Origin of the sequence: Pseudomonas sp. IPO3778, from assembly GCF_013386825.1 — a bacterium.
Lineage (GTDB): Bacteria > Pseudomonadota > Gammaproteobacteria > Pseudomonadales > Pseudomonadaceae > Aquipseudomonas.
The window spans coordinates 1-17,627 of the sequence record NZ_JACARC010000039.1 but is presented as its reverse complement, the minus strand read 5'-3'; the positions used below and the strand labels follow the sequence as shown (position 1 = coordinate 17,627).

General features: G+C 60.0%; 13 protein-coding genes. 3 read left to right on the top strand and 10 right to left on the bottom strand.

Features of this window, described 5'->3' with window-relative positions:
* Nucleotides 1–39: 39 nt before the first annotated feature.
* The 10 genes from HX855_RS20675 to HX855_RS20630 form a co-directional block, all read right to left on the bottom strand.
* Nucleotides 40–1,011: a peptide ABC transporter ATP-binding protein gene (locus HX855_RS20675; protein ID WP_177084288.1), complete on the bottom strand. Its 972-nt coding sequence runs from the start codon at nucleotides 1,009–1,011 to the stop codon at nucleotides 40–42.
* Entirely contained in the window at nucleotides 1,011–1,979 is a 969-nt protein-coding gene (locus HX855_RS20670; protein WP_008437263.1) for an ABC transporter ATP-binding protein, read from the bottom strand. Before HX855_RS20670 ends, HX855_RS20675 begins: the two co-directional genes overlap by 1 nt.
* Before the next feature lie 10 nt (nucleotides 1,980–1,989).
* A complete protein-coding gene (locus tag HX855_RS20665; RefSeq protein WP_177084286.1) occupies nucleotides 1,990–2,901 on the bottom strand; it encodes an ABC transporter permease subunit in 912 nt (303 codons plus the stop codon).
* Nucleotides 2,902–2,911: 10 nt separating this feature from the next.
* Nucleotides 2,912–3,922 (bottom strand): ABC transporter permease subunit, encoded by a 1,011-nt coding sequence (locus HX855_RS20660; RefSeq protein WP_177084284.1) that lies wholly within the window; start codon nucleotides 3,920–3,922, stop codon nucleotides 2,912–2,914.
* Nucleotides 3,923–3,996: 74 nt separating this feature from the next.
* Nucleotides 3,997–5,595, bottom strand: a complete 1,599-nt coding sequence (locus HX855_RS20655; protein ID WP_177084282.1) for an ABC transporter substrate-binding protein — start codon at nucleotides 5,593–5,595, stop codon at nucleotides 3,997–3,999.
* Nucleotides 5,596–5,676: 81 nt separating this feature from the next.
* Entirely contained in the window at nucleotides 5,677–7,074 is a 1,398-nt protein-coding gene (locus tag HX855_RS20650) for an OprD family porin (RefSeq protein WP_177084281.1), read from the bottom strand.
* Nucleotides 7,075–7,245: 171 nt separating this feature from the next.
* Nucleotides 7,246–8,790, bottom strand: a complete 1,545-nt coding sequence (locus tag HX855_RS20645; protein ID WP_375140091.1) for an ABC transporter substrate-binding protein — start codon at nucleotides 8,788–8,790, stop codon at nucleotides 7,246–7,248.
* A 364-nt stretch (nucleotides 8,791–9,154) separates the two neighbouring features.
* A complete protein-coding gene (locus tag HX855_RS20640) occupies nucleotides 9,155–10,783 on the bottom strand; it encodes an ABC transporter substrate-binding protein (RefSeq protein ID WP_177084277.1) in 1,629 nt (542 codons plus the stop codon).
* A gap of 258 nt (nucleotides 10,784–11,041) precedes the next feature.
* A complete protein-coding gene (locus tag HX855_RS20635) occupies nucleotides 11,042–12,643 on the bottom strand; it encodes an ABC transporter substrate-binding protein (RefSeq protein WP_177084275.1) in 1,602 nt (533 codons plus the stop codon).
* A gap of 87 nt (nucleotides 12,644–12,730) precedes the next feature.
* Nucleotides 12,731–13,444 (bottom strand): SIMPL domain-containing protein, encoded by a 714-nt coding sequence (locus HX855_RS20630; protein WP_177084273.1) that lies wholly within the window; start codon nucleotides 13,442–13,444, stop codon nucleotides 12,731–12,733.
* A gap of 206 nt (nucleotides 13,445–13,650) precedes the next feature.
* Between HX855_RS20630 and HX855_RS20625 the strand changes: the two genes are divergently transcribed.
* From HX855_RS20625 to HX855_RS20615, 3 genes are all read left to right on the top strand, one after another.
* Nucleotides 13,651–14,913, top strand: a complete 1,263-nt coding sequence (locus tag HX855_RS20625) for an ATP-binding protein (protein WP_177084271.1) — start codon at nucleotides 13,651–13,653, stop codon at nucleotides 14,911–14,913.
* Entirely contained in the window at nucleotides 14,906–15,466 is a 561-nt protein-coding gene (locus HX855_RS20620; RefSeq protein WP_003216016.1) for a response regulator transcription factor, read from the top strand. The genes HX855_RS20625 and HX855_RS20620 overlap by 8 nt, the downstream gene beginning before the upstream one ends.
* Before the next feature lie 222 nt (nucleotides 15,467–15,688).
* Nucleotides 15,689–17,413 carry an ABC transporter ATP-binding protein/permease gene (locus HX855_RS20615; RefSeq protein WP_177084270.1) on the top strand — a complete coding sequence of 575 codons (1,725 nt, stop codon included), beginning with the start codon at nucleotides 15,689–15,691 and terminating at the stop codon, nucleotides 17,411–17,413.
* The last annotated feature ends 214 nt before the right edge of the window (nucleotides 17,414–17,627 follow it).

Below are 17,627 nucleotides of genomic sequence, written 5' to 3'. Positions count from 1 at the left end.
ATGCTCTGGACTCACCCTCCAGAGCATTTTTTTTGCACGTCAGACCAAAAATTGCTCCGCGTAGTGGCACGCCACCTGGCGGTTGTCGAGTGGTCGCAGCAGCGGTTCATCGGTGCTGCACAGTTGGGTCGCGTAGGGGCAGCGCTTGTGGAACGCGCAGCCGGACGGCGGGTTCAATGGATTGGGCAACTCGCCGACGATTTTGATCTTCGGTTTGTTGGGATCCGGATGAATGGTCGGGGTCGCCGACAGCAGGGCCTGGGTGTACGGGTGCAGCGGGCGCGCATAGATGTCGTGCTTGGGGCCCACTTCCACCGGACGGCCGAGGTACATCACCATCACGTCATCGGCGACGTGCTGCACCACCGCGAGGTTGTGGGAGATGAACACATAGGCGGTGTTGAATTCCTGCTGCAGGTCCATGAACAGGTTCAGCACCTGGGCCTGGATCGACACGTCGAGGGCCGAGGTCGGTTCGTCCGCTACCAGCACCTTGGGTTGCAGCATCATCGCCCGGGCCAGTGCGATCCGCTGGCGCTGGCCACCGGAGAACATGTGCGGGTAGCGCTGATAATGCTCAGGGCGCAGGCCCACTTGCTTCATCATCGCCTGGACCTTTTCCCGGCGCTCGGCGGCGGACAGGTTGGTGTTGATCAGCAGCGGCTCACCCAGTTGGTCACCGACCTTCTGGCGCGGGTTCAGCGAGGCGTACGGGCTCTGGAACACCATCTGCACGTCTTTGCGCAATTGCTTGCGCTGGGCCTTGTCGGCACCGGTGACTTCTTGCCCCGCGATTTTCAGCGAGCCGGAAGACGGTTCTTCAATCAGTGTCAGGGCGCGGGCCAGGGTGGATTTGCCGCAACCGGATTCGCCCACGACCGCGAGGGTCTTGCCGGCTTCCAGTTCAAACGACACGCCATTGAGCGCACGCACCAGGGCGTGGCCCTTGAACAGGCCACGGGACACTTCGTAGTGACGGGTCAGGTCGCGGGCGGTAAGTACGACGGCCATTACGCCACCTCCTGATTCAGCGGGTAGAAGCAGCGAGCGAGGCTGTTGCTTTTCGGGTCAAGGCCCGGGCGTTGGGCGCGGCAGGATTCCTGCACATATGGGCAGCGTGGCGACAGCAGGCAACCTTGCGGGCGGTCATAACGGCCAGGAACAATACCCGGCAGCGTGGCCAGGCGTGTGGCGCCCAGGCTGTGCTCGGGAATCGCCTTGAGCAGCGCTTCGCTGTACGGGTGTGCCGGGATGTCGAACAACTGCGGCACCTGGCCGACTTCCACGGCCTGGCCGGCGTACATCACGCACACGCGCTGGGCGGTTTCGGCCACCACCGCGAGGTCGTGGGTGATCAGTACCAGGCCCATGTTCTGCTCTTTCTGCAAGGCCAGCAGCAGGTCCATGATCTGGGCCTGGATGGTCACGTCGAGTGCGGTGGTGGGTTCATCGGCGATCAGCAGCTTGGGCTCGCCGGCAATGGCCATGGCGATAGCCACACGCTGGCTCATACCACCGGACAGCTGGTGCGGGTAGGCATCCATTCGGCTGGCTGCGCCTGGAATTTCCACCTTTTCGAGCAGTTCGATGGCACGCTTGCGCGCTTGCTTGCCAGACATTTTCAGGTGCAGGCGCAGCACTTCTTCGATCTGGAAACCCACGGTGTAGCTGGGGTTCAGGGCCGTCATCGGGTCCTGGAACACCATGGCCAGGTCTTTGCCGACGATCTGCCGACGCTGACGGTTGCTCAGCTTGAGCATGTCTTTGCCGTCGAAGTTCAGGGCGTCGGCGGTGACGATGCCGGGGTGCTCGATCAGGCCCATCAGCGCCATCATGGTCACGGATTTACCCGAGCCCGACTCGCCAACGATCGCCAGTACTTCGCCTTTGTCGACGGAGATGTCGAGGCCATCGACCACCGGCACGGCGGTCTTGTCGCCGAAGCGGACATTGAGATTCTTGATTTCTAGCAGTGACATGGGAATCTCCTCAGGCGGCATTCTTGAGTTTCGGGTCCAGCGCATCGCGCAGACCGTCGCCCATCAGGTTGATTGCCAGCACGCTGAGCAAAATGGTCAAACCGGGCAGGCTCACGACCCACCAGGCGCGTTCGATGTAGTCACGGGCCGAAGCCAGCATGGTGCCCCACTCCGGGGTTGGCGGTTGTACGCCAAGGCCCAGGAAGCCAAGGGCTGCGGCATCGAGAATCGCCGAGGAGAAACTCAAGGTGGCCTGAACGATCAGCGGCGCCATGCAGTTGGGCAGCACGGTGACGAACATCAGGCGCGGCAGGCCGGCGCCGGCGAGGCGGGCGGCGGTCACGTAGTCACGGTTCAGTTCGCCCATCACCGCTGCGCGGGTCAGACGGACATAGGACGGCAGCGACACGATCGCAATCGCGATCACGGTGTTGATCAGGCCAGGGCCGAGGATTGCCACAATGGCGACGGCCAGCAGCAGCGACGGCAGGGCCAGCATGATGTCCATCAAGCGCATGATGGTCGGGCCGAGCAGGCGCGGGAAGAAACCGGCGAACAGACCCAGCAGGATCCCCGGGATCAACGACATCACCACCGACGACAAGCCGATCAGCAACGACAGGCGTGAACCCTGGATCAGGCGCGACAGCAGGTCACGGCCCAGTTCGTCGGTGCCCAGCAGGAACTGGATCTGCCCACCTTCCAGCCAGGCCGGCGGGGTCAGCAGGAAGTCACGGTATTGCTCGCTCGGGTTATGCGGAGCCACCCAAGGGGCGAAGATGGCGCAAAACACCACCAGCAACATGAACAACAGGCCGGCTACGGCGCCCTTGTTCTTGGAAAAGGCTTGCCAGAATTCTTTGTACGGGGACGGGTACAGCAGGCTTTGATCGACTGCTACCGCGGAAGTAGGTGTGGTCATGGTCATGATCTCAGCGCTGGTGACGGATGCGTGGGTTGGCGAAGCCGTAGAGGATATCCACCACGAAGTTCACCAGAATCACCAGGCAGGCGATTAACAGAATGCCGTTCTGCACCACGGGATAGTCCCGTGCGCCAATGGCTTCGATGAGCCATTTGCCGATGCCGGGCCACGAGAAAATGGTTTCGGTCAGGACCGCACCGGCCAGCAGCGTGCCGACTTGCAGGCCGACCACGGTGAGGACCGGGATCAAGGCATTCCGCAGGCCGTGGACGAACACCACGCGTGCCGGCGACAGGCCTTTGGCCTTGGCGGTACGGATGTAGTCTTCGCGCAGCACTTCAAGCATCGACGAACGGGTCATCCGCGCGATAACGGCCAGCGGGATGGTGCCGAGCACGATGGCCGGCAGGATCAGGTGATGCAGGGCGTCCCAGAACGCATCCGTTTCGCCCGCCAGCAGGGTGTCCACCAGCATGAAGCCGGTGCGCGGCTCGATGTCGTAGAGCAGGTCGATCCGTCCCGACACGGGCGTCCAGCCCAGGCTCACGGAGAAGAACATGATCAGGATCAGGCCCCACCAGAAGATCGGCATCGAATATCCCGCCAGGGAGATGCCCATCACCCCATGGTCGAACAGGGATCCTCGCTTCAAGGCCGCGATCACCCCGGCTAACAGCCCCAGGATGCCGGCGAACAACAGGGCGGCCATGGACAGTTCCAGGGTCGCCGGGAAAAGGGCGGTGAATTCAGTCCACACGCTGGTACGGGTGCGCAGGGATTCGCCGAGGTCGCCGTGGGCGAGCTTGCCGACATAATCCAGGTATTGCGCATACAGCGGTTTATTCAGACCAAGGCGTTCCATTGCCTGAGCGTGCATCTCGGGGTCGACTCGTCGTTCGCCCATCATGACTTCGACGGGGTCGCCAGGGATCATGCGAATCAACGCGAAAGTCAGCAAGGTGATGCCGAAAAACGTGGGGATCAATAACCCCAATCGGCGGGCAATAAAACTAAACATCTTGTTGTGTACCTCAATCAGCCGGTTAGGCAGGTCCGGCACCGTCAATGTCGACGGTGCCGAGCGTTTCTTATCTACTTCACCTGGGTGGTGGCGAAGTTATTTGTGGTCAGAGGGCTTTGGGTATAACCCTCGACGTTTTTACGCATGGCGGTGAACATTTTCGGGTAAGCCATGGGAATCCACGGTTGGTCCTTGTCGAAAACGTCCATGGCTTGTTCATAGAGTGCAGCGCGCTGTGCGGGTTCAGCGATGGCGCGCGCCTTGTCGATCAAGTCTTGAAACTCCTTGTTACACCAGCGGGCGTAGTTTTCGCCGTTTTTCGCTGCATCGCAACTCAAGTTCGGGGTGAGGAAGTTATCCGGGTCCCCGTTATCCCCGGCCCAGCCGGCGGAAACCATGTCATGTTCGCCATTCTTGGCGCGTTTGAGCATTTCGCCCCACTCCATGACCTTGATGTTCACTTTCAGGCCGATTTGCGCCAAATCCGCCTGCATGCGCTGGGCGCCGAGCATCGGGTTGGGGTTGGTCGGGCCGCCGCCGTTGCGGGTGAACAGGGTGAACTCGGTACCTTCCGGTACGCCGGCTTCCTTGAGCAGGGCGCGGGCCTTGTCCAGGTCGCGTGGCGGGTTCTTCAGCTTGTCGCTGAAGCCCAGCAGGGTTGGCGGGTAAGGCCCGGTGGCGTCGATGGCGTTGCCTTTGCCGTACAGGGACTCGTTGTAGCCTTTCTTGTCGAACGCGATGTTGATCGCGTGACGCACCCGCGCGTCGCTCATGTACTTGTGGGTGGTGTTCATGGCGGTGTAGGCGGTGGTCATCGCCGCCAGTTCCGCGACTTTCAGGTTTGGATCAGCCTTCATGCTCGGCACGTCATCCGGTTTCGGATACAGCGCGATCTGGCATTCGTTGGCCTTGAGTTTTTGCAGGCGCACGTTGTTGTCGGTGGTGATGGCCAGGATCAGCGGATCGGCCGGCGGCTTGCCACGGAAGTAGTCCGGGTTAGCCTTGAAGCGCACTTGGGCGTCTTTGGCATAGCGGGTGAAGATGAACGGGCCGGTGCCGATGGGCTTGGCGTTCAGGTCATCGGTCTTGCCGGACTTGAGCAACTGGTCGGCGTATTCGGCGGAGTGAATCGAGGAAAACGCCATGGCCAGGTCGGCCAGGAACGGTGCTTCAGGGCGGGTCAGGGTGAAGACCACGGTGTGATCGTCGGTCTTGGTTACGCTCTTGAGCAGTTCCTTGAAGCCCATGCTTTCAAAGTACGGGTAGCCCACGTTGGACTTGTTGTGCCACGGGTGATTCGGGTCCAGCTGGCGCTGGAAGCTCCAAAGCACGTCGTCGGCATTCATGTTGCGCGTGGGTTTGAAGTAGTCGGTGGTGTGGAACTTGATGTCGTCACGCAGGTGAAAGGTGTAGGTCAGGCCATCGGCGCTGATTTCCGGCAGGTCTTTGGCCAGGGCAGGCACCACTTCGGTGGTCCCGGGCTTGAAGTCCACCAGGCGGTTGAACATGGTTTCAGCCGCGGCGTCCGAGGTGACGGCCGTGGTGTACAGAACCGGGTCGAAACCTTCCGGGCTGGCTTCGGTGCAGACGACCAACGGTTTGGCCGAAATGCCGACAGCGACGCTCAACAGCGCAGCGGCAATGGCAGCTTGTAACGGGAGCATTTTCATCTAAGAGCCCTCTGCAATCGATTGGACCAGACAAGCGTAGGCGGCAGGCTCGTCCTGAGCCCGCCGCCTACCTGGCGCTGATTAAAGAATGTTGAACGGGATGGTGGTGACCAGACGGAACTCACGCAGGTTGCCGTCAGCCTGGTTGGCGCTGGCACGGTGAGTCACATAGGTACCACGGATGGTGGTGGCCTTGAGCGGGCCGCTCTGCACGGCGTAGGAAGTGCCGATGCCGTATTCCTGGTGTTTCTCGCCGTCCTGGGCCTGAATGCCGTTGTAAGCAAAGCCAGCCACGCCGCCGTCGCCGGTGTAGTGAGTGCCGTCGATGCCCCAGCCGCGAGCCGAGTAGATGTTGAACTTCAGGCCTGGCACGCCGTATTCGGCCATGTTGAGGCCGTAGGCGATCTGGAAGGATTTCTCGTTCGGGCCGTTAAAGTCGGACGTCAGGGAGTTCGCCAGGTAGATGCCGTTGGTTTCGTGCAGGTAGTCGAAGTACTCGTCGCCGTTCACGGCCTGGTACGAGAAGGTCAGGCTGTGAGCCTGGTGGGTCAGGCCGAACGACAGCGAGTAGGTGTCGTTGTCGATCTTGCCCATCAACTTTTTGCCTTCGTCGACGGTTTTGTAGTAGTTCAGGCCGGTGGTCAGCGACAGGGTCTGGCTGTCACCCAGCTCGTGGGTAGCGCCGAAGTAGTACTGGTTCCAGAAGTCTTCCACGTTGGCGGCAAACAGGCTGGTTTTCAGGCTCTTGAACGGCTGGTAGTTGACGCCGAAGGTGTTGACCTTGTCGGTTTCCTGGCGGCCATTGCCGTATTCAGTACGGAATTTCGACAGGCTCTGCTCGGTCCGTGGGGATACGCGGTCAAACACGCCGCCCTGGAACGACAGGTTGCTGAACTCTTCGCTGTTGAAGCTCACACCTTCAAAGCTCGAAGGCAGTGCACGGTTGCCGATGGTATCGACGATGCCGCTGCTGAAGTTCTGGCGACCGGCGGTCAAGGTGGTGTTCGAGACACGGAACTTGACGTTGGCCAGGCCCAGTTTGCTCCACTGGTCTACAGCGTCGCCATCGGAGTCAGCCAGGGTACGGTTGGAACCGCCCTTGATGTCACGCTTGCTGCTGTCCAGGACCACTGCGTTGTAGACGGCCACTTCAGTGCTCACGCCCACGGTGCCTTGGGTGAAGCCCGAGGTAGCGTTGAGGATAGTGCCCTGCACCCAGTTGGTACGGTAATTGTCAGTACGGGCTTCGCCGTGCTTCTGGTAGGTGAACTTGCTGCCGCGGAAGCGTTGTTCGTTGGAGAACCAGTTACGGGTTGTGCCGCCCAGGCTGAATCCATCGATAAAGCCTTTGGCCTCGCTTTGGGCGCTGGAACCGGCCAGTGTGGTTGGAACGAAGTCCTGGCTTGCAGGATCAGCGTAGGCGTTAGCCGTGATGCTGCTGATGGCCAGGGCCAGAAGCGCGGTGCTGCTCAGTTTCATGGGTGAAGCTCCTTTGGTTCTCTTTTTAATGCCGGTCTTTTTAGGTGAACCGGCTATTTGGGTGTGTAACTCTTTCAAGCCTTGCAAACGTTTGCCGGGGGAAAATTCCTGAATAAAGGCTGCACGTTTGCAGCAAGGCGAATACTCGCCCTGCGCAATACGGTTATTTTTTTATGGGTTGATACTGACGCCCGAGAACACGTTGCGGCCGAAGGGGCTGACTTTGAACCCTTCGACTTTGGCGCTTAACGGCTGGTTGACCGTCGAGTGGGCGACTGGCGTGATCGGCACCTGTGTTTTAAGCAGTTGCTGCGCCTGTTTGTACAGAACCGTCCTTTGTTCGCGGTCGGTCACGACCTTGGCTTGCTTGATCAGCTTGTCGTACGCCGGGTCACACCACATGGAGTAGTTGTTCCCGCCGATGGCGTCGCAGCTGTAGAGGGTGCCCAGCCAGTTGTCCGGGTCACCGTTGTCGCCGGTCCAGCCGATCAGGCTGATGTCGTGCTCGCCATTCTTGGTGCGCTTGATGTACTCGCCCCATTCATAGCTGACGATCTTGACCTTGAGGCCAATCTTGGCCCAATCGCTTTGAAGCATTTCGGCCATCAACTTGGCGTTGGGGTTGTACGGCCGTTGCACCGGCATCGCCCACAGGGTGATCTCGGTGCCTTCCTTCACGCCGGCAGCCTTGAGCAGTTCCTTGGCTTTTTCCGGGTTGTAGGCGGCGTCCTTGATGGTGTCGTCGTAAGACCATTGGGTCGGCGGCATGGCGTTGACCGCCAGTTGCCCCGCACCCTGGTACACGGCGTTGAGAATGCTCTGCTTGTTCACCGCCATGTCCAGGGCCTGGCGCACTTCGAGCTGGTCGAAGGGCTTGTGCCGCACGTTATAGGCGATGTAGCCGAGGTTGAAGCCGGGTTTGGTCAGCAATTGCAGCTTCGGGTCGGCCTTCAGGGCTTCGACGTCGGCCGGGCGCGGGTGCAGGGTGATCTGGCATTCGCCGGCCTTGAGCTTTTGCACCCGCACCGACGCGTCGGTGTTGATCGCAAAAATCAGCTGGTCGAGCTTCACGCGGCTCGGGTCCCAGTACTGTTTGTTGCCGGTGTAGCGAATCTGCGAGTCTTTCTGGTACCGCTGGAACACGAACGGCCCGGTGCCGATCGGCTTCTGGTTGATGTCGCTGGGCTTGCCGGTCTTCAGGAGATGGTCGGCGTATTCAGCCGACAGGATCGAGGCGAAGCTCATGGCGATGTTCTGGATAAACGCGGCGTCGACCGAGTTCAGGGTCATCACCACGGTGTGCGGGCCGGTTTTCTCGACCTTCGCGATATTCTTGTTCAGGCTCATCCCGTTGAAGTACGGAAACTCGGTGGGGTAGGCCTTGCGGAACGGGTATTCGGGGTCAAGCATGCGATTGAAGGTGAACAGGACGTCGTCGGCGTTGAAATCACGCGTCGGCTTGAAATCCTTGTTGCTATGGAATTTCACCCCTTCCCGCAGGTGGAAGGTGTACGTCAGACCGTCTTCGGAAATATCCCAACTGGTTGCCAGCCCTGGAACGACATTGGTCGCGCCTTTTTCGAACTCGGCCAGGCGGTTGTAGATAGGCTCGGCGGCGTCGTTATCGGTAGCCGTCGTGTATTGCGCGGTGTCGAAGCCAGCCGGGCTGCCTTCGGAGCAAAACACCAGGCTCTTTTTATCGGCCGCCTGGCCCATCGAGGCCACAGCCAACAGGCTGGTGCCAAATATCGCGGATAGAACGGTGGTATGGCGCATGACAATCCCAATCCTTGTTTGTTGTTTTCGTCAGTGAGCAATCGCAAGGTCATTCACGACCTTGCGACAACACTGATCCCACAACGGCAGTTGCCTTACAGAGACCATGCTTCTGCCGTGCCACGACGTTATGGGTCGGGAGCCGGGCAGTAAATACATCGAATCTGACAGACCTTGTAGGCAACGGAGCCGCGATTCGCAGTTAGCTGCCGTAGGACGGCAGCTTGTGCGGATGTGGTCTGTTTCCTACGGTCTTGGCGGATGCAATAACGGCGACGTTATGAAACGTCGCCGTCAGAGACCCTTATTTGCCGCTTACGCTCACGCCGTAGAAGGAGTTCAAGCCAAACGGGCTGATCTTGAAGTCCTGCACGTTGTTGCGCATGGGTTGATACACCGTCGAGTGCGCGATAGGTGTCATCGGGACTGCATCTTTGAGGATATGTTGCGCCTGCTTGTACAGCTCGGTGCGTTTGGCTACGTCGGAAGTCGCCTTGGCTTCTTTTACGATGCCGTCGAATTTCTTGTCGCACCACTTGGAGAAGTTGTTGCCGGCCAGGGAATCGCAGCCGAACAGCACGTTCAGCCAGTTGTCCGGGTCACCATTGTCGCCGCTCCAGCCAATGATCATGGCCTGGTTCTCGCCGCCTTTGGAACGCTTGATGTACTCGCCCCACTCGTAGCTGACGATGTTCACTTTCAGGCCGATCTGTTTCCAGTCGTTCTGCAGCATCTCAGCCATCAGCTTGGCGTTCGGGTTGTACGGACGCTGAACCGGCATCGCCCACAGGGTGATCTCGGTGCCTTCCTTGACGCCGGCTTCCTTGAGCAGTTCCTTGGCTTTGGCCACGTCGTGCGGCACATCCTTGATGGTGGTGTCGTAGGACCACTGGGTAGGCGGCATGGCGTTGACGGCCAGTTGGCCTGCACCCTGGTAGACCGAATCAATGATCTGCTGCTTGTTCACCGACATGTCCAGGGCTTGACGCACCCGGATGTCCGACAGCGGGTTAGGCGCGGTCTGGCCCTTGAGGACCGGCATCACGTTGTAGGCGATGTAGCCCAGGTTGAAACCGGCCTGGTGCGGCAGTTTCAGGTCCTTGTCTTCACCCAGCGCCTTGAGGTCGGCCGGACGCGGGAACAGGGTGACCTGGCATTCGTTTTTCTTCAGCTTCTGGATACGCACCGACGGGTCGGTGGTGATGGCGAAAATCAGGTTGTCGATCTTCACGTCTTCAGGTTTCCAGTAATCCTTGTTGCCGGTGTAGCGGATGTTGGAGTCTTTCTGGTAGCTCTTGAACACGAACGGACCAGTACCGATTGGCTTCTGGTTGATGTCCTGGGCCTTGCCTTCCTTCAACAGTTGGGCGGCGTATTCAGCCGACTGGATGGAGGCGAAGCTCATGGCCAGGTTCTGGATAAAGGCAGCGTCCACGGTGCCAAGGGTGAACTTGACGGTGTGGGCATCGACTTTCTCGATGTTCTTGATGTTGGTGTCCATACCCATGTCCGTGAAGTACGGGAACTCGGTTGGGTAGGCTTTACGGAACGGATCGTCTTTATTGATCATCCGGTTGAACGTGAACAGTACGTCGTCAGCCGAAAATTCACGAGTTGGCTTGAAGTACGGGGTGGTGTGGAACTTGACGCCTTCACGAAGGTGGAAGGTGTACGTCAGGCCGTCCGGGGAAACGTCCCAGGTGGTGGCCAGCCCAGGAACAACAGCGGTGCCGCCGCGTTCAAACTGGGTCAGACGGTTGAACATCGTTTCGGCCGAAGCATCGAAGTCTGTTCCGGTGGTGTACTGGCCTGGATCAAAACCGGCCGGGCTCCCTTCGGAGCAGAACACCAGATTGCTCGCCGCTTGGGCGAAAGGTGCAGCAGCCATTAAACCGGCGCTGACTAATAACGGAATGACTGCGTGTTTAAGCATGTTGGCCTCATGATTTGTTGTCATTTTTGGTAGTGAGGGCGACCTCGTGAGTCGACCTGCGGATACTTATGCAGGGCCCATACCCAATGCAAGATGTTGAGAGCCTACAAAGGCTAAACAGTGGTACGAACGTACACGAATGTCGCATATGTGTAAGTTCGGACACATTTACGCACTTTTGAGGGGTTTTTTCGGTGCGAGGGGTGCACCAGGAATGCCCAACCGAGGTGTCTGGCGCACCCGGTTGGGGCGTGGCTGTTACTTATTCAGACTGACGCCATAGAACGGTGTGAGTCCAAATGGACTGATCTTGAAGTCCTGCACTTCTTTTCGAAGGGGCTGGAAAACCGTCGAGTTTGCGATAGGTGTTATAGGTACCTGTTCCTTAAGGATTTTCTGTGCCTGTTGATACCACTTTATGCGCTGCTCGCGGTCGCTGCTGACCTTGGCCTGCTGCACCAGCTTGTCGTACGCCGGGTTACACCATTTCGCATAGTTGCTGCCGTTCACCGCGGCACAACTGTAGAGCACGCCGAGCCAGTTATCCGGGTCACCGTTGTCGCCGGTCCAGCCGTAAATCATCACGTCATGCTCGCCGGCTTTGGCGCGTTTGATGTATTCGCCCCACTCATAGCTGACGATGTTGGCCTTGATGCCGATCTTCTCCCAATCCTGCTGGATCATCTGGGCCGACATCCGGGCATTGGGGTTGGAGGCGCGCTGAACGGTCATGGCCCACAGATTGATGGTGGTACCTGGTGCAACCCCTGCTTCTTTTAGTAGCGCCCGGGCCTTGGCGGGATCGTAGGGAGCGTCCTTGATGGTGGGGTCATAAGACCACTGCGCCGGAGGCAGCGCGTTCTGCGCCAATTGTCCGGCGCTCTGGTACACGGCCTTGATGATTGCCGGCTTGTCGATGGCCATGTCCAGGGCCTGGCGCACTTTGAGCTGGTCCAGGGGCGGGTGGGTCACGTTGTAGGCGAGAAAGCCGAGGTTGAAGCCGGCTTGCTGGAGCACTCGCAGGTTGGGGTCCTGTTTCATCACGTCGATGTCGGAGGGGCGCGGATAACCGCTGACCTGGCATTCACCGGTCTTGAGCTTCTGCAGGCGCACCGCGGCGTCCGGAGTGATCGAGAACACCAGGTTGTCGAGCTTCACGTCCTCGGGCTTCCAATACTGTTTATTGGCGGTGTAGCGAATCTGCGAATCCTTCTGGTAACGCTTGAACACAAATGGCCCGGTGCCCACCGGCTTCTGGTTGATGTCGGCGGCCTTGCCTTCCTTGAGCAACTGCGCGGCGTATTCGGCGGACTGCACCGAGGCGAAGCTCATGGCCAGGTTCTGCACGAAGGAGGCGTCGACGTTGTTCAGGTTGAAGCGCACGGTGTGCTCGTCGAGTTTTTCGACGTTCTTGATCGTGGTGTTCAAACCCATGTCGGTGAAGTAGGGCGATTCCGACGGGTAAGCCTTGCGGAACGGCGTTTCGGGATCCAGCAGGCGCTGGAAGGTGAACAGCACATCGTCGGCGTTGAAGTCGCGGGTCGGGGTGAAATAGTCGGTGGTGTGGAACTTGACCCCATCCCGCAGGTGGAAGGTGTAGGTCAGGCCATCTTTGGACACGTCCCAGTTGGTCGCCAGGCCGGGCTCGACTTCGGTGCCGCCGCGCTTGAATTGGGTCAGGCGGTTGAACACGGTTTCGGCGGAGGCATCAAAATCGGTGCCGCTGGTGTACTGGCTGGGGTCGAAACCGGCGGGGCTGGCTTCGGAGCAGTAGACCAGGGTGCTGGCCGCTTGGGCCATCGGCATAAAGGCGAGCAGGCCGGCAGCGAGGAGGAGCGGTTTTAAGGCGATTCTTTCCATGGAGACCCCTGAGATGGCAGCTGAACACTGCCCAAACGAAAACGGCGGTCACCGAGGTTACCGCCGTTCAGGTTTGTCAGGTAGGGGTCACTGCATCTGGACTTCGATCACGCCATCCGCAGTCATATTGACCTGGCTGGTGCCCGCTTCAACTTCCGGCGTCGGCGCCGAGTCCATCGCTGCGGCCTTCATCATCATCCCGCCGCGGGCGTAGGGCTGTGGATAACCGTTGGTGTTGAAGTTCAGGTTGACGATCTTGTAGCCCTTGCCGCCCAGGGCGTCGGTGGCCAGTTGTGCACGGGCCTTGAACGCGGTGACCGCCTCTTTAAGCAAGGCATCTTCGCTGGCCTTGCGGGTCGGGTTGGCGATGGCGAAATCCATGCTGTCCATTTTCAGGTTGGTCAGCATGTCGCCGGTGAGCTTGGACAGCGCGGCAAAGTCGGCGCTTTCCATGCGCAGTTCTGCGCGTTCACGCCAGCCGGTGATTTTCTGGTTCTTGTTGTCGTAGATCGGGTAGCTGTTGCGGCTGCCCTGGCGCAGGGTCACGCCTTTGACTTCGCGGGCCTGGGCCAGCGCCTTGTTCATGGTGGTGGTGATTTCGGCGGCCAGCTTGGCCGGGTCGGTGTTCTGCGACTCGGTGTAAAGGGTGACGATCATCTGGTCGCGCGCCACTTCCTGGCTGACTTCGGCACGCAGGGAAATCTGGTTGTAATGCAGCTCATCAGCGGCCATGGCAGGCAGGCTGGCGAGGGTGGCGGCGCCGAGGGTGATAACGGCTGCACTGCGAGTGAAACGTGACATGGAAGCTCCTTGAGATGTTCGTGTTCGGTAAGACTGTAGACGCAAGGTTTCAGTTCTTCGGGTTTACACATTCCCTACAAGTTATCGAATGCCGACGAACGGTCATGTTCCTGACCCCTGCGTCAAAGAGCCACACACGCCGTGCCAGCGCTGTCGCTTCGTTTATACTCCGTGCGATCCGCCTGCAGCGCTCATCGGGAGAGCTCATGCTCGCCGCCGTAAAACTGACTTCCGCCACCCGCCAGAACCTTTGGCGCCTGACGTTTATCCGCACCCTGGTGCTGGCCGCACAGGCCGGTTCGGTCGGGCTTGCCTATTGGTTCAACCTGCTGCCGTTGCCCTGGTTGCAGTTGGCCGTGACCCTCGGCTTCTCCACGGTACTGTGCGTGTTTACCGTCATCCGGTTGCGTACCACGTGGCCGGTGACCGAGCTGGAATACGCCCTGCAACTGGCCTGCGACCTGTTTATCCACAGTGTGTTGCTGTACTTCTCCGGTGGTTCCACCAACCCGTTTGTTTCCTATTACCTGGTGCCTCTGACCATCGCCGCGGTGACCTTGCCGTGGCGCTACTCGGTGGTGCTGTCGGGTATCGCCCTGACGCTGTACACCCTGCTGCTGGCGCAGTTCTACCCGTTGCAGACGTTTCCCATCGCCCGGGAAAACCTGCAGATCTACGGCATGTGGCTGAGCTTCGCCCTGTCGGCGGCGGTCATCACCTTCTTTGCCGCGCGGATGGCGGAAGAGCTGCGCCGCCAGGAAGAGCTGCGCGCCATTCGCCGCGAAGAAGGCTTGCGCGACCAGCAACTGCTGGCCGTCGCCACCCAGGCCGCCGGCGCGGCCCATGAATTGGGGACGCCGCTGGCGACCATGAGCGTACTGCTCAAGGAAATGACCCAGGACCACCACGACCCGGCCCTGCAAGACGACCTGAGTGTGCTGCAAGAGCAAGTCAAGCAATGCAAGCTGACCTTGCAGCAACTGGTGCGCGCCGCCGAAGCCAATCGCCGCCTGGCGGTGGAGATGCAAGACGTCACTCAGTGGCTGGACGAAGCCCTGAACCGCTGGCACCTGATGCGTCCCGAAGCCAGTTACCGCTTCCACCTGCTGGGCCAGGGCACGGTGCCGCGCCTGGCGCCGCCGCCGGACCTGACCCAGGCGCTGCTGAACCTGCTGAACAACGCCGCCGATGCCTGCCCTGAAGGCTTGGAAGTGTCCCTGAACTGGGACGCCGAAGACCTCACCATCAGTATTCGCGACCACGGCGCCGGCGTGCCGCTGGCGATTGCCGAGCAGATCGGCAAGCCGTTCTTTACCACCAAGGGCAAAGGCTTCGGCCTCGGCCTGTTTTTGAGCAAGGCCAGCGTGACTCGCGCGGGCGGCTCAGTGAAACTCTATAGTCATGAGGAAGGCGGCACGCTCACCGAGCTGCACCTGCCCCGTGTCGCACGAGGAGACATCGATGAGTGACGAGATCCAAGTCGAAGGCGAAGAACTGCCGCACCTGTTGCTGGTAGACGACGACGCCACCTTTACCCGCGTGATGGCCCGCGCCATGAGCCGTCGTGGCTTTCGCGTGAGCACCGCCGGTTCCGCCGAAGAAGGCCTGGCCATCGCCACGGCCGACCTGCCGGAATACGCCGCCCTGGACCTGAAAATGGACGGCGACTCCGGCCTGGTGCTGTTGCCCAAGCTGCTGGAACTGGACCCGGAAATGCGCGTGGTGATCCTCACTGGCTATTCCAGCATTGCCACCGCCGTCGAGGCGATCAAGCGTGGCGCCTGTAACTACCTGTGCAAGCCGGCCGATGCCGACGACGTGCTGGCCGCCTTGCTCTCCGAGCACGCCGACCTCGACACCCTGGTGCCGGAAAACCCGATGTCGGTGGACCGCTTGCAGTGGGAACACATCCAGCGTGTGTTGACCGAGCACGAAGGCAACATCTCCGCCACCGCCCGCGCCCTGGGCATGCACCGCCGAACCTTGCAGCGCAAGTTGCAGAAGCGCCCGGTTCGACGTTGAACGGCGACTGAACAATCTGCTTCAGGCTGCACAGAGTCTGGGCTGATCACCTATGATCAGCCCAGTACGTGATGATCGACCGTAGGAGCGAGCGTGCTCGCGAAGGTCGTTAACGATGGCGCGGGAAACCGGAAAGCACGCGGTGCCCTTGAGTTTTTCGCGAGCAAGCTCGCTCCTACATCGATTCGATGCCTGTTCTTTATTTCCTACCGAGCCTGAACAATGAATCAGAACGCTGAGTATTCCGCGGTCAACGACGCGGTGCGTGGGCAATTTTTAAGGAAAGTGTGGGCACTGATCACTCCTTACTGGCGCAGTGAGGAGAAGGGCAAGGCCTGGCTGTTGCTGCTGGTGGTGCTGGGGCTGTCACTGTTCAGTGTGGCGGTCTCGGTGTGGTTCAACAGCTGGAACCGCGACTTCTACAACGCCCTGCAAAAAAAGGACTACGACGCCTTCACCCACTTGCTGATGTACTTCAGCGTGATCGCCGTGGTGGCCATCGTGACTGGGGTGTTCACGTCTTACCTGCAGCAGATGCTCACCATCCGCTGGCGGCGCTGGCTGACTGAAACCTACTTCGCCAAGTGGCTGAGCCAGAAGAACTACTACCACCTCGAATACGGCGGTTACACCGATAACCCCGACCAACGTATTTCCGAAGACCTCAACGCCTTCACCAGCAGCACCCTCAGCCTGGGCCTGGGTTTTATCAGCAACCTGGTGAGCCTGGTGTCGTTCTCGGTGATCCTGTGGGGCGTGTCCGGCAGCATTGAAGTGTGGGGCATCACCATTCCCGGCTACATGTTCTGGGCGGCGCTGGTGTATGCCGTGCTGGGCAGTTGGTTGACCCACCTGATTGGTCGGAAATTGATCGGTTTGAGCAACCGCCAACAACGGTTTGAGGCCGACTTGCGTTTCAGCCTGGTGCGGGTGCGGGAGAACGCCGAAAGCATCGCGTTGTTCAATGGCGAGCCCAATGAGCATCAGCAACTGAGTGCGCGTTTCGGGCGAGTGTGGAGCAACTTCTGGAGCATCATGCAGCTCAAGAAACGCCTGAATTTCTTCACCAGCGGTTACTCGCAGATTGCGATCATCTTCCCGTTCGTAGTGGCCGCGCCGCGCTACTTTTCCGGGCAGATAGAGCTGGGCGTGCTGATGCAGGTGGCCAGTGCATTTGGCAGCGTGCAGGGCAGCCTGAGCTGGTTTGTCGACGCGTACACCGTGTTGGCCAGCTGGCGCGCGACCTGTGATCGTCTGCTGAGTTTTGGCGAGGCGATGGAAGAAAACGAAAGCCGCAACATGGGCATTCAGTTGCAACGCCAGGGCGGCAATTTGCAGATGGACAACCTTAGCCTGGACCTGGCCGATGGTCGTCACCTGCTCGACGGCGCCAACCTGACCGTTGCCGAAGGTGAGCGCCTGATGCTCAGCGGTCGTTCCGGCAGCGGCAAATCAACCTTGCTGCGGGCCATGGGCAATTTGTGGCCAAACGGCCATGGCAACATTCGCTTGCCGGCCGAGCGTTACCTGTTCTTGCCGCAGAAGCCGTATCTGCCGATCGGCACCTTGCGCGGCGTGTTGAGTTATCCACAGGAGGAGGGCGCCTACCCGGCGGAACGTTATGCACAGGTCCTGGAAACCTGCCGCCTGGCGCACCTGATTCCGCGGTTGGACGAAGCCAATCACTGGCAGCGCATGTTGTCACCGGGTGAGCAGCAGCGCCTGGCCTTTGCCCGTGCGTTGTTGTTTGAGCCGCAGTGGCTGTACATGGATGAGGCCACGTCGGCGATGGACGAGGAAGACGAGGCGGCGCTGTATCAGGCGTTGATTGATGAATTGCCGGGCTTGAGCATCGTCAGTGTTGGGCATCGCAGCAGCCTCAAGCGTTTCCATGGGCGGCATGTGCGGATCGAGAACGGGCAGTTGGCGGAGCAGGCGCTGGTTTGAGTCTTTGGGGCATATCCGTTTCTTCGGTAACGGCTACTTATGGTTCCGCTCTTACAGCGGCTCACTTTGGAAAAGCCGGAATGCCGGCCCAGCCCAAAGTAAGCAAAGGGCTCTGCCCCGCCTGTCGGCACCTCGCCTAGGCTCGGTGTTCCCTCACTCCGGCACCGCGAAGCGGGCCGCCGCGACGGCCCGTCCCTGGCCCGTCGCGGCTAAA